This is a genomic window from Streptomyces sp. UNOC14_S4, from assembly GCF_020740835.1.
GTDB lineage: Bacteria > Actinomycetota > Actinomycetes > Streptomycetales > Streptomycetaceae > Streptomyces.
In genome coordinates, this window is the sequence record NZ_JAINFC010000036.1 from 14,558 (window position 1) to 27,870 (window position 13,313).

At 72.6% G+C, this 13,313-nt stretch carries 9 protein-coding genes; 7 read left to right on the plus strand and 2 right to left on the minus strand.

What is annotated here, in order from left to right; genetic code table 11:
- Window positions 1-241: 241 nt before the first annotated feature.
- Window positions 242-1,999, plus strand: coding sequence for a serine/threonine-protein kinase (locus K6I34_RS05685; protein ID WP_229322971.1), 1,758 nt, complete (start codon window positions 242-244; stop codon window positions 1,997-1,999).
- On the opposite strand, the gene K6I34_RS05690 is transcribed toward K6I34_RS05685, so the two are convergent.
- Window positions 1,988-2,803 carry an SGNH/GDSL hydrolase family protein gene (locus tag K6I34_RS05690; RefSeq protein WP_229322972.1) on the minus strand — a complete coding sequence of 272 codons (816 nt, stop codon included), beginning with the start codon at window positions 2,801-2,803 and terminating at the stop codon, window positions 1,988-1,990. The genes K6I34_RS05685 and K6I34_RS05690 overlap by 12 nt on opposite strands.
- Before the next feature lie 345 nt (window positions 2,804-3,148).
- On the opposite strand from K6I34_RS05690, the gene K6I34_RS05695 reads away from it, so the two are divergent.
- From K6I34_RS05695 to K6I34_RS05720, 6 genes are all read left to right on the plus strand, one after another.
- Window positions 3,149-3,649, plus strand: a complete 501-nt coding sequence (locus K6I34_RS05695) for a hypothetical protein (RefSeq protein ID WP_374230819.1) — start codon at window positions 3,149-3,151, stop codon at window positions 3,647-3,649.
- A 1-nt stretch (window position 3,650) separates the two neighbouring features.
- Window positions 3,651-4,745: a GNAT family N-acetyltransferase gene (locus tag K6I34_RS05700; protein ID WP_229322973.1), complete on the plus strand. Its 1,095-nt coding sequence runs from the start codon at window positions 3,651-3,653 to the stop codon at window positions 4,743-4,745.
- A gap of 407 nt (window positions 4,746-5,152) precedes the next feature.
- A complete protein-coding gene (locus tag K6I34_RS05705) occupies window positions 5,153-6,013 on the plus strand; it encodes a glycosyltransferase family 2 protein (protein ID WP_229322974.1) in 861 nt (286 codons plus the stop codon).
- Entirely contained in the window at window positions 6,010-7,107 is a 1,098-nt protein-coding gene (locus tag K6I34_RS05710; RefSeq protein WP_229322975.1) for a glycosyltransferase family 2 protein, read from the plus strand. Before K6I34_RS05705 ends, K6I34_RS05710 begins: the two co-directional genes overlap by 4 nt.
- Entirely contained in the window at window positions 7,104-7,904 is an 801-nt protein-coding gene (locus K6I34_RS05715; RefSeq protein WP_229322976.1) for a polysaccharide deacetylase family protein, read from the plus strand. Before K6I34_RS05710 ends, K6I34_RS05715 begins: the two co-directional genes overlap by 4 nt.
- The gene (locus K6I34_RS05720; RefSeq protein WP_229322977.1) at window positions 7,897-11,913 is read left to right on the plus strand and encodes a lipopolysaccharide biosynthesis protein; all 4,017 of its coding nucleotides are present in this window, start codon (window positions 7,897-7,899) and stop codon (window positions 11,911-11,913) included. Before K6I34_RS05715 ends, K6I34_RS05720 begins: the two co-directional genes overlap by 8 nt.
- Before the next feature lie 156 nt (window positions 11,914-12,069).
- Here K6I34_RS05720 and K6I34_RS05725 read toward each other — a convergent pair.
- On the minus strand, window positions 12,070-13,313 hold a 1,244-nt coding region (locus K6I34_RS05725; RefSeq protein ID WP_229322978.1), incomplete at its 5' end, for a xylan 1,4-beta-xylosidase.

A 13,313-nucleotide genomic window follows, 5' to 3' on the forward strand; every position in this document is an offset into this window, starting at 1 on the left:
GAAGACTCCCCACCCGTACGAGGCACCCGGCCCAGGCAGGGTAACCCTACCGCCCCTTTCCGTCACCCGCGCATCGGCAGGCCGGATTCACCGTGACGTCAAGGGCGTTGACAGAGCTGGCGTGAACCTGCCGCCGTCGGCCGACAGTTGGCGGCGGTCTGTCCGTGCGCAAGAGGGGGCAATCACGCTCCGTTGCGGTACATTCACCCCGAATTGCTCTCTTGCGGGAGGGGGCCCGTCGATGAGCGGGGATTCCGGAACCGGGCAGGCAGGACGGGACGGCCGCGGCGAGCGGCCGGTGGCGGGCCGGTACAGGCTGCTGGACCGGCTGGGCCAGGGCGGGATGGGCGTGGTGTGGCGGGCCAGGGACGAGGTGCTGGACCGCGAGGTCGCGGTGAAGGAGGTGCGCGCGCCCGCCGGCCTCCTGGAACACGAGGTCCGGCAGCTCTACGCGCGGCTGGAGCGCGAGGGCAGGGCGGCGGCCCGCATCTCGCACCGCAATGTCATCGGCGTGTACGACGTCGTCACGGAGGACGGCCGGCCGTGGATCGTCATGGAGCTGGTCCGGGGGCTCTCCTTCGCCGAAGTTCTGGAAGCACAGGGCGCGGTCACGCCCGCGCGTGCGGCGCACATCGGCGCGGAGACGGCCGCCGCGCTCCGGGCCGCGCATCAGGTGGGCGTGCTGCACCGGGACGTGAAGCCGGGCAACGTCCTGCTGGCCGACGACGGCCGGGTGGTCCTGTCCGACTTCGGGATAGCCACGGTCGCGGGCAGCTCGGCACTGACGAGGACCGGCGAGCTGGTGGGCTCGCCCGAGTACCTGGCCCCCGAGCGGGCACTCGGGCAGCCGCCCGGCCCGGCGTCGGACCTCTGGTCGCTCGGGGTGATGCTCTACGCGGCGGTGGAGGGCTTCTCCCCCTTCCGTCAGGAGACCCCGCTGGGCACGATCCGGGCCGTGGTGGACCAGGAGCTCCCGCCGCCGCGCGCCGCGGGCACACTCGCCCCGGTCCTGGACGGGCTGCTGCGCAAGGATCCGGCGCGGCGGCTGGGCGCGGCGGAGGCGGAGCGGATGCTGCGCACGGTCGCGGCCCAGGGCGCCGGGGCCTCCCGCATGCCGCAGGGGCCGGACCTCGCCCACGCGCCCACGGTCCCCGCCGGTCCCGCCGCCACGGACGGGCCCGCCGCTCCCCGTACTCCGCCGCCGGGTTTCGGCCCGCCGCCCGGCGGGCCCGCGCCGGAGCCGGAACCCGGGCCCGAGGGAGAGGGCCGACGGATCGCCACCGTGCTCGTGGCGGCCGCGCTGGCCGCCGCGCTGCTGGTGGGCGGTCTGGTGTGGGCGCTCACCCAGAACAGCGGCGACTCGGGCGGCACCGCGGCGCAGGGCGGGACCGCCTCGCCCGGCGGCAAGGACGCGGGCGCGCCGCCGGCCACGGGCTCCGGGAACTCCGGAAGCGCCGCCTCTCCCGGCTCCCCCGGCTCCTCCGCCGACTACGGGGTGCGGGTCGCGGTCACCGCCCAGCGCGACCAGTACACCGGCACGTGCCCGCCCGCGGAGGCGGCCGCGCCGGCGTTCCGGGCGGTCCTCGCGGTGGGGCGCACCCCGGTGGACGTCGTCTACCGCTGGGTGACGGGCAGCGGCAAGGTGACCGACGGCGGCTGGCGGACGCTGCACTTCACCTCGGGCAAGGCACAGACGGTCGGTCACACGGAGTCGGACCGCGGCCCGTCCGACGCGGGCGACGACTGGATCGCGGTCGAGGTCAGGAGCCCTCAGCAGGTGACCTCCTCTCATGTCTCGTTCACGGTGCGGTGCGGGAAGGGCCCGACGGGAGGGACGTCCCCGTCGTCGGGCCCCACGGGTGCCACGGGCCACGCGTCGCCGCCCGGCCGGTCGCCCTCGGGCGGCCCGACGTACGGCGGCGGCGATCGGGGCGGCGCGTACGGCGGTACGTACGGAGGTGCGCACCGCGGCACATACGGCCCGGGGTCAGGCGGCTGACGTGAAGACCGGCAGGTAGCCCCGGGACTGGCCGTCGGCGGTCGGGTGGTAGGACTCGTTCACCGGCCAGGTGAGGCTGTGCAGCCACGCGTCGCCCGAGCAGAGCTCGTGCCCGCCGAAGGTGGTGTTGGGGTCGGCGTAGGTGAAGCCGTGGCCGGCGGCGCGCCCGGCGATCACGGCGTCGATGGCGTCAGCGGCGTCGTTGATGGCAGATCTTTTGACGTCGCTGAGCCCGGCGCAGCCCTCGTCGAGTCTGTAGAAGCGTGGATAGCCGAGCACGACGACATGGGCGGACGGCGCCTTGGCGCCGATGGCCGAGTACACCCGGTCGAGCTGTCCGGGCAGCGTTCCGTCGATGTAGTCGCGGGCCTGGGCGATCCGGTCCAGGCAGGTGCTGTCGTCGCTGAACACGCATGTGCTCATGGTGTCCGAGAATCCGGCGTCGTTTCCGCCGATGCTGATGCTCACGAGCCCGGTCGAGCCGTTCAGCGCGCCGATCTGGCCGCTGAGGACATCACCCGTTCGGGCGCCCGAGCACGCGGTGAACGTGAAGCTCGCGGGGGTGTGCGCGGCGGCCCACAGCGCGGGGTACGCCTTGGTGCTGCGTTTGCAGGAGCCGCTGCCGGAGTCGTAGCTCCCGGCTCCCACGCCCGCCGAGTACGAGTCGCCGAGTGCCACGTAGCCCGTCGCGTCCGACATCGCGACGGCCTTCGCGGCGGCCTGGGCGGGACCGGCGCCGAAGAGCGCGAGTGCGGCGGTGAGCGCCAGCGCCGATACGGCACCCACCACTCTGGTCAGTCTCATGGAACCTCCTCTACCAGGGGCGCTGCTCATTGATGTCGTAGCAGTCACCCGCGTGCGCTGGAAGTGTCCATGTCAAAACAGAGGGATGGGCGAACGTTCCACGATCACCCGGTGGAGATTTTCTGACGGTTCGACAGTTTCCGTTGGGGGGCGGCCTGACGGAAAGACTCCGGTTCGCTCACCTATGGCGTAACCGGAGGCCGTTTGCACGGCCTTCACATCTTGACGTGCCTCCGCCGATTGCGCGACATTGAAACTTGGCATCCGGCGCTTCGGGGGGCTAAGTCGCCAATGCAGAGCTTCACTGATCCCACCGGTCTCACTGGTCCAACCGGCCCGACGGGCGTGAGCGAGCTGACCGATCTGTCCGATCTCTCTGAGCTTTCCGAACCACCCGAGTCCTCCGGGCCCGCCCGGCGGCCGGGCCCCACGGGCCCGCCCGGCCCGGCCCACGAGCACGCGGGCACGGGCGTCATGGCACCGCCCGGGGATTCCCTTCCCATGGTCGCCGGGGCGGCCACGGCCATCGCGGGGGTGGGCGCCGCGCTCGCGCTCGCCGACATCGGCTCGCCGCTGCGCGCGCCCTTCACGCTCTTCTTCCTGATAGTCGCGCCCGCGTGTGCCGTCGGCGCCGCGCTGCGCGGCCTCGATCCGCTCAGCCGCGCCGTGGTGGCGGCGGGCGGCGCCGTCGCCGTCGACCTGCTGGTCGCGCAGACCATGCTCGCGCTGCACGCCTGGACAGTGCGGGGCGGCGTCGCCGCTGTCGCGGCCGTCAGCCTCCTCCTGTTCCTGCTGGCCCACGCGCGGCGCCGTCGGGGCCGCGCGGCGAAAAGTCGGGCTTCCTGACGTGAACATCAGTGTGTACCGGCCGGGCGAGCTCACCGCTGCCGACCGGGCTGCCTGGTCCGCCCTGCAGGCACGCGCCTTCGAGGACGGCTCGGCCCAGCTCGCGAATCCTTTCCTCGCCCCGGAGTTCGCCCTGGCCGTCGGCCGGTGCAGGCACGGGGCCCGGATCGCGGTGGTCCGGGAGGAGGGCGAGCCCGTCGCCTTCTTCCCCTACCAGCGCTCGCCGCTGGGGGTGGGCCGCGCCATCGGCCTCGGGGTCTCGGACGCCCAGGGCCTGGTGCACCGCCCCGGATTCCAGTGGGACGCACGGGAGTTGCTGCTCGCCTGCGGTCTGTCGGTGTGGGAGTTCGACCACCTGGTGGAGGGCCAGAAGCCCTTCGAGGTGGGCGCCTCCCGGTCCTACGGCTCGCCCGTGGTCGACGTGGACCAGGGCTTCGGCCACTATCTGGCGGCGCTGCGCAAGCAGTCGCCGAAGTTCACCCGCACCACCCTCGCCAAGGAGCGCAAGCTCGGCAGGGACATCGGCGAGGTGCGCTACGTGCACGACGAGCGCGACCCCGCCGTGCTGCGCACGCTGATCGCCTGGAAGTCCGCGCAGTACCGAAGAACGGGGCGCAGCGACCGCTTCGCGCGGCCCTGGATCGTCCATCTCGTGGACCAGCTCTTCCACACCCGCAACGAGTCCTTCCAGGGGCTGCTCTCGGTGCTCTACGCGGGCGGGCGGCCGCTCGCGGCGCACTTCGGGCTGTGCTCGGGGCCGGTGCTCGCGTGCTGGTTCCCGGCGTACGACCCGGCGTTCGCGAAGTACTCGCCGGGCCTGGTGCTCCATCTGCGGATGGCCGAGGGCGCCGCCGCCTCGGGCATCGCCTATCTGGATCTGGGGCGCGGTGACAAGGCGTACAAGAACTCCCTCAAGACACGTGAACTGATCGTCTCCGAAGGATGGGTGACGCGCCATCACCCCGTGGCCCTCGGGCACCGGGCGCGCCGGGCGCCGGTGCGGGCCCTGCGCAACACCGTGCAGTCCCGGCCGGAGCTCTTCGAGCGCGCGGACCGGCTGCTCAAGCGGATGGGGCGGTTTCGCGCGGGCGACTGAGGCGCGGGCGCTCCTGGTGAGTGCGCCGTCAACGGCGCACTGCGTCAACCGTACGTGTGAACCGGACGCAAAAAACACCCAAAGGAGGAGTCACCGCCTCAGGCCTTGCCATACAGTCTCAAGCATCAATACCGTCGTACATCCACCCGCATCGGCCCATCATTTGCAGCGGCTCAAGGGGAGGGCTCAAGCGCCGCGGTGGTTCCCGTGCGGGGCGCGGTGGGGGGTGCCGCGTTCGGCGTCACGGTCGGTCGGTCACGAGCCGTGCGATCGTTCTTCGTTGTCGACTCGCCCTGTCCATACGGCATATGACGTGCCGTACGGCAAGGCGAGTACCCCCTTTTCGAACCGGAAACATCACTGGACCGCCGGGGGGCGGTCCACCGGACGAGAGGGAAATCCGACTCATGAGTTCTTTCCTTCGCCCTGCGACAGAACAGGGGCCACCGCCGGCCGCCGGCCACTACCGGCCGGTCACCTCGCACTTCGCCATAGCTCCGCCCGTGAGTGTCGTCATTCCGGCCATGAACGAGGCGGAGAACCTGCCGTACGTCTTCAAGACCCTTCCGGAATGGATTCACGAAGTCGTCCTCGTGGACGGCAATTCGACGGATGACACGGTCGCGGTGGCCCGGGAGCTGTGGCCGGGTGTCAAGGTCGTCGGGCAGCGCGGCAAGGGCAAGGGCGACGCCCTGATCACGGGCTTCGCCGAGTGCACCGGCGAGATCATCGTGATGGTCGACGCGGACGGCTCCGCGGACGGGAACGAGATCGTCAGCTATGTGTCCGCCCTCGTCGGCGGTGCGGACTTCGCCAAGGGTTCCCGGTTCGCCAACGGCGGCGGCACGGACGACATGACGCCGATCCGCAAGCTCGGCAACCGCGTCCTGTGCTCGCTCGTCAACCACAAGTTCGGCGCCCGGTACACCGACCTGTGCTACGGCTACAACGCCTTCTGGAAGCACTGCCTGGACGAGATCGCCCTGGACTGCGCCGGGTTCGAGGTGGAGACCCTGATGAACATCAGAGTCGTCAAGGCGGGCCTGCGGGTCCAGGAGATCCCCAGCCACGAGTTCGTGCGCATCCACGGCACCAGCAATCTGCGGGCCGTGCGCGACGGGCTGCGGGTCCTGAAGGTCATCCTCCGCGAGCGCGGCTCCCGGCGGCGGCGTCCGCACCGGCTCGCCATCGCGCCCGCCGCCAACGGCAAGGTCGTCAACAGCAAGGTCGTCAACGGCAAGGCCGCCGACAGCAAGGACGTCTCTTGAGCACTTCTCCCCCCACCGCCGCCCCGGGCGCGAGCCCCGGGGTCTCGGTGGTCATCTGTGTCTACACCGAGGACCGCTGGGACGACATCCTCGCCGCGGTGGCCTCGGTGCGCGACCAGTCGTGGCCCGCGCTGGAGACCCTCGTCGTCGTGGACCACAACCCCGTGCTGCTGCGCCGGCTCGCCAAGTGGTACGGCGACGACGGCGCGGGGGCGTCGGCCGGGGTGCGGGTGCTCGCCAACGCGGGCCCCCGCGGCCTGTCGGCGGGCCGCAACACCGGTGTCGCCGCCTCCTCGGGCGAGGTGATCGCGTTCCTGGACGACGACGCGGTCGCCGAGCGGGAGTGGCTGCGGCACTTCGCCCTGGCCTACGCCGACCCCCTGGTGATGGCGGTCGGCGGGCGCACCCAGCCGGCCTGGGAGTCCCGGCGCAGGCCCGCCTGGTTCCCCGAGGAGTTCGACTGGGTCGTCGGCTGTACGTACCGGGGGCTGCCGCCCGGCAAGGTGCGGGTGCGCAACGTCCTGGGGGGCAACGCCTCCTTCCGCCGGTCGGCGTTCGCGCTGGCCGGCGGCTTCGCCAGCGGCATCGGCCGGGACGGCGACCGGCTGCCGCTGGGCGGCGAGGAGACCGAGCTGTGCATCCGGCTGACCCGGGCGATGCCGGAGGCGGTGCTGCTGCTCGACGACCGGTCGGTGATCCACCACCGGGTGCCCGCCGCCCGGGAGCGCTTCCGCTACTTCCGCACCCGGGCGTACGCGGAGGGGCTGTCGAAGGCCCTGGTGGCCCGGAGCGTGGGGGCGCGCTCCGGGCTGGCCTCGGAGCGCCGCTACACCACGCGCGTGCTGCCCGCGGGCGTCGCGCGCGGTCTGCGGGACGCCCTGCTCGGCAGGCCGGGCGGCGCCGGCCGGGCGGGCGCGATCGTGGCGGGGCTCGCGGCGACGGTCGGCGGCTACGCCGTCGGCAGCCTCCGGGCGCGCCGCGGCGGGGTCCGGTACGCGGTGGCGGAGGTGCCGCCCGGTGCGGCGGAGCCCGCGGGCGGCCATGGTCCGAACGGCCCGGCGGCGGGCCCTCCCGAGGAGGAGGCCGGCTCATGAGCCCGGACCGGGTGCCGATACTCATGTATCACGCCGTGGCGGACTCCCCCGCCCGGGCGACCTACGGGCTGTCGGTCTCGCCCGCCTCCTTCGCGGGGCAGATGCGGCTGCTGGCCGAGCGCGGGTTCAGCCCGATGACGGCCGAGCAGCTCGCGGGCGCGTGGCGCACCAGCTCCACGCTGCCCCCGAAGCCGGTGCTGATCACGTTCGACGACGGCTACGAGGGCGTGCACCGGCACGCCCTCCCGGCCCTCGCCGAACACGGTTTCTCCGCGACGCTGTTCGCGTCCACGGGGTGGCTCCGGGGGGCGCACGAGACAGGCGGTGCGCTCGATCTGATGCTGACCTGGGAGCAGGTGCGGGAGCTGGCCGACGCGGGGATGGAGATCGGCGGGCACAGCCACACCCACCCCCAGCTCGATCAACTGACCGATCAGCAGCTGTGGTTCGAGGTGCAGCGGTGCCGGGAGATCCTTGCGGGTGAGCTGGGACGCCCACCGGTGTCCTTCGCCTATCCCTACGGTTATTCCGACCGCAGGGTGCGGCACACGGTCCGGGCGGCGGGCTTCAGCGTGTCGCTGGCCGTGGGCAACACCCTGGCCGCGCGGCCGCAGGGGCCGTACGCGCTGGAGCGTGTGACGGTGCGCAGGTCGACCGGGCTCGGCGAGTTCGAGCGGATGATCGAGGGGCGTGGAGTCGGCCGACTGTTCGTCAGGGATCGCACCCTGACCAAGGGGTATGCCTTATACCGCAGAACCCGACAAGTGATCAGGAAGGCAAGCGAAGCCCGTGTCTGACACGTCCACCCGCGCCGAGGAACGGGAGACGGAGGAACCGGCGGGCCGCAGGCTGCGGCTCCCCGGGCGGGGCGGCGGAAATCCGCTGTTCCGCAACGCCTTCGCGCTGATGCTCAACACGGGCATCAGCGCCGTCCTCGGTGTGGGGTACTGGCTGATCGCCGCCCGGTACTACTCCGACTCGGCGGTCGGCCAGGGCTCCGCGGCCATCGCCTCGATGAAGCTCCTCGCGGGGCTGACCGCGGTCACGCTGACCGGCGCGCTGGCCCGGTTCATCCCGATCGCGGGACGGATGACCGGGCGGCTCGTCTTCCGTACGTACGCCCTGAGTTCGCTCGTGGTCGCGCTGGCCGCGCTGGTGTTCCTGGGCACGCTCGACCTGTGGGGCCCGTCGTACCGCCATCTGCACGGGACCCTGCACGGCCTCGGCTTCGTCGTCGCCGTCATGGCCTGGTCGGTGCTCACCCTCCAGGACGGGGTGCTGACCGGGCTGCGCAGCGCGTTCTGGGTGCCGGTGGGCAATACGGTCTTCTCGGCCGTCAAACTCGCGCTGCTGGTGGCCGCGGCCGCGGTGCTGCCGACGTACGGGGTGTTCATCTCCTGGGTGGTGTCGATCGGCGTCTCGGTGCTGCCGCTGGGCTGGCTGGTCTTCCGGCGGCTGGTGCCCCGGCACGTGGCGGCCACGGAGACCACGGCGCGCCCCGTGTCGTACCGCGAGATCGGGCGCTTCCTCGCGGGGGACTACACGGGGTCCCTGTTCTCGCTGGCCGTGGTCTATCTGGTGCCGGTGATCATCGCCGCGCAGGTGAGCTCCTCCGACTACGCGTACTTCTACATCACCACCACGATCGGCGGCACCACCAACCTGCTGGCCATCAACATGGGCGCGTCCCTCACGGTCGAGGGCTCGCACGACCCGGCGCGGCTCGCGGAGAACTGCCGGGCGGCGCTGCGCCGCATGGCGAAGATCATGGTGCCGGTGTGCGTGCTGCTGTTCGTCCTCGCACCGTACATCCTGCGGGTCTTCGGCCCCGGGTACGCGGAGGCGGCGACGCCGCTGCTGCGCTGGTTCGCGGTGGGCGCGGCACTGCGGGTGGTGATGGAGACCTACTTCGCGGTGCTGCGGGCCCAGAGCCGCACGGCCGGGCTGGCGTATCTCCAGGGGCTGCTGTGCGTGCTGGTGCTGGGGCTGACGCTGCTGCTCCTGCCCCGGATGGGGCTCACGGGCGCGGGGGTCGCGGAGATCTCCAGCCTCGCGGTGATCGCCTCGATCGCGGGGGTACGGCTCCGCGGCATCCTCAAGGCCGCGGCCCCGGCACCGCGCGGGACCGCCGTGGTCTACGCACCGGAGGTGGCGCCGGATGGGGACCTGGCGGATCTCGCGGTACGCGGCGACCGGCGGGACGGGCCGCGCGAGGTGGAGCAGCGCCCGGCCTGGCGGGGCTTCGGGCGGGCCTTAGGGCACCGGACGGCCCCGGACGGGCAGCGCGAGAGCGGCGGCTACGGCACCCGCTGGGCGCTGAGAGCCGCGCTCGACGCGGACACCATGCCCCTGGGCGTACGGCTCGACTTCGACCACCTGGAACGACGGCCGGATCTCCGGCACACACCGGAGGCCGTGACGATGACCTCGGCGCCACCGCCGCAGCCACTGCCGGAGAAGCCGCCGCCACCGGCGCCACTGGAGCGGGCGCCGGCGTCGGGAAACGCCTCGCAGGAGAAGGCGCCGCCGCCGGACAGGGCGACGCTGCCGATGCGTGCCGCGTCGGCGAAGCGGGTCTCCCTGGCGAAGCCGACGGCCGGGGCGACGGCGGAGCCCGCGGCCGGGTCCGCGCCCGGAGCCGTCAGCAGGGCCGTCGGCGGGGCTGTGGTCAAGGCGACGGCAGTGGCTTCACCGGCTCCGGTGGTGAAGCCCGCGAAGCCTGTGGAGCCCGCGAAGCCGGTGAAGCCCGCGAAGCCGTCCCCGGTCGCGGCCATACGGAGGCTGCCCGGGGCGACGGGGGCGCTCGGGTGGTGGCAGCCGGAGGCGGGGGTCTGGCTGCTCCTGCTGGGCGCCCTCGCGCTGTACTGGGCGCCGCTGACCTCGCTCGGCGAGTCCGGTCTGGACGGCATGGGCGGGCTCGGGCTGGTGACGGTGCTGCCGGTGGCGACGCTGGCCGGGGCCGCTCTGCTGGTGGTGGCATTCGCGGGCGCGCTGTGGCTGGACCGGCAGCACCGATGGCTGCTGGCGGCGGTGCTGCTGCTGACCGTCGTCTCCCTGCACGCGGCGCCCGCCGTACTGGAGACGCAGCCGCGCTTCGCCACGGCGTGGCAGCACCTGGGCTTCCTGGACTACATCGACCGCGCGGGCGTGGCGGCCCCGGACCTCGACGCCCGCTGGAGCTGGCCCGGCTTCTTCGCCGTGGCCGCGTTCGTCGCGCGGGCGTGCGGCGTGAGCGACCTCACCGAGGTGCTGCGCTGGTGGCCGCTGACCATGCAGCTGCTGAGCCTGGCCCCGCTGGCCCTGCTGCTGAGGGCCGTGCGGGCGGGGTGGCGGGCGAAGTGGACGGCGGCGTGGCTGTTCGTGCTGTGCGGCTGGGTGGGGCAGGACTACTTCTCCCCGCAGTCCCTCAACTACCTCTTCTATCTGCTGTTCGTCGCGGTGCTGCTGGTGTGGTTCCGCTGGCCGCGGCAGCTGCGCGGGAAGCTGCTGCCGGGTGAGGCGGAGGTGGCCCCGGCGGGGCGGGGGGAACAGGGTGTCCTGCTCCTGGTGGTGGTCGCGCTGTTCGCGGCCTCGGTCGCGAGCCACCAGCTGACGCCGTTCGTGATGCTGGGCGTGCTGACCGCGCTGGTCCTGGCCCGGCGCTGCACACTGCGCGGGCTGCCGCTGCTGTGCGGGGTGATGCTGGCGGTGTGGGTGGGGTTCCTCGCGGAGCCCTACTGGTCGGGCCACTTCAACGAGCTCTTCGGCGGCCTCGGCTCCCTGGGCGGCAATGTCTCCTCGTCGGTCTCCGGCCGTATCGAAGGCGGCAGCGCCACCCACAAGCTGGTGCTGTACGTACGGGTGGCGCTGGCGGGCGGGGTGCTGGCGTGCGCGGCCCTGGGCTGGTGGCGGCGGCGCCGCGCGGGCATCGGCGACCTCACGCTCGTCCTGCTCACGGCGGTGCCGTTCCTCGCCTTCGGCATGCAGTCGTACGGCGGCGAAGTGGCCCTGCGCGTCTTCCTGTTCGCCCTGCCGGGGGCGTGCGTCCTGGCGGCCCTCGCCCTCTTCCCCCGCACGCGCGTCACGGCGGGCCGCGCGGTGCTGGGCCCGGCGGCCGTGCTGACGGCCGGGCTCGTCCTCGTCTTCGGCTTCCTGGTGGCCCGCTGGGGCAACGAGTCCTTCGAGCGGGTGCGCGGCGGCGAGGTCGCCGCCATGGACTACGTGTACGCGCACGACAAGCCGACCGTACAGCTGCTGTGGATGAGCAACGACACGGTCAAGAACGTCACCCCGGCGATGCCGTGGGGTGGCCGGGACATGGAGCGGGTGCTGTACGAGCCGACGCTCGCGCCCCGCGACCCGTCCCGGGTGGACGACCTGGTGACCGCCCTGCGCAAGGCGGGTCCCCGGGGGTACATCATGATCAACCGTGGTCAGTCGACGTACCTCGAACTCGACTCGGGCTACGCGGCGGACTGGGACGACCGGGTGCGGCGTGCGCTCGACGCGCGGCCGGAGCTGCGGCGGGTGTTCTCCGACGAGGACGCGGTGCTGTACGAACTGAAGAACCCGCCCGCGGGGCAGGCCCCTCAGCCACGCCCCGGCCCGGCGGGGCCCCGGGTGACGTGGACGCCCGTGTCGGTGATCGGCGGTCTGGCGGCGGTGGCTCTGCTTCTGCTGCTCACCGCGCGCGAGTTGTTCCGCGTCCTGAGCCGACCGGGGATACGGCAGCTGCGCTGGCTGCAGGGGTCTTATTGGTTCGCGTTGCCGCTTCTGCTGGTGCTGGTGGCTTCGCTGGTGGATCGCTTGGCGACGATCTCGACGTAACGCGGCCCTGCGGGGCCGCTGCGCGGCGCCTACCGGGGTGCGTCTTGCGCTGCGCGCGCGTCTGCAGGTTGCGTTGTGGCTGGTCGCGCCCACGCGGCGGAGCCGCACAATGTCACAGCCCCGCGCCCCTGACGGGGCGCGCCCCGCAGCCCCCGGCTAGCCCAGCCACTGGACGTCGTACGGGCCCAGGTTCAGGACGTGGCCGTCCACCGTGGCCGTGAACGCGCGGTTCTGCGTGTTCACGACGAGGACCGAAGTCCCGGAAGCGAGCACCCGCAGCGTGCCAGGGTCCGCCCCCGTGACGCTCGCGTCGCGGAACCGCGCCCCCGGCGGGAACGCCTTCCGGAAGCGCGAGAGGAGGTCGAGCATGGGGAGCGCGGTTCCCCCGTTCTTCAGTTCCGTGCTGCGCCACAGGCAACCGGGGCAGTCGTCGCCCGTCTCCTCCGGGTTCCAGTACAAGGCCGTCGCCGCCCCCGCCGTCGCGAGCTGCTGCATGGCCGTGGCCTGGACGGCCGTCCGGTGCTCCTCCGTCCAGCCGCGCCGGTTGTCGTTGGCGTCGGGCGGTTCGACGTACCACTCGGACCACCACACGGGCAGCCCCGTGGTGCGGCGCAGCCAGGCGGTGACGTCGGCGAACTTCTGGGTGGCGCCGAACTCGTCGGGCAGCAGGCGGTCGTTCTCGCGGGTGTAGCTGGAGCCGTCCACGGCGACGAAGTCGGCCCCCTTCTTGTGCGTATTCCAGTAGGTGATGGCGTCCAGGTTGCGCTGGTCGGCCGACCCCCAAGGACCGCGCAGGGAGGAGGCGTTGGTGGCGTTCTCGGGCGGATGGCTGTCCATGCTGATGTAGGGGCCGCCGACCAGGTTGTCCGGGTTCTGTTTCTTCACTTCCGCGTAGACGAGGTTGTAGAGCTGGGTGTAGCCCTCGTAGTCCCAGCGGTTCCTGGACTCGTCGAAGAAGCCCTTGAACTCGTTCCAGACGATGAAGTGGTGGATGTCGGGATAGCGCTTGGCGACGGTCCCGGCGAGCTTGGCGAAGTCCTTGTAGTGGGTGGGCAGGGGCGCCTTCTCCAGGGACTTCTGCGACCAGTCGGTGCGGTCGCCGCCGCCCTTCATCCAGTCCGGGGCGCAGCAGAGGGTGAGCACGGGCGTGGCCCCGGTCCTGCGCATCAGGGCGACGCGGCGGTCGAGGTCGCCGAAGTTGTACGTGCCGGGCCTGGGTTCGGGGTTGTCGACGCCCCAGCCCATGATGTGCTGGTTCTGTGGCATGGGGGTGCCGGAGAGCAGCTTGGCGGCGGTGTCGCGGGCGCCGTCGTCGCCGTGGTCGGCGCTGTACTGGGTGTGGGTGAAGCCGAACCCGAGCGCGGTGGCCGGGCTGCCGCGGTCCTCGGAGCCGCCCGGCG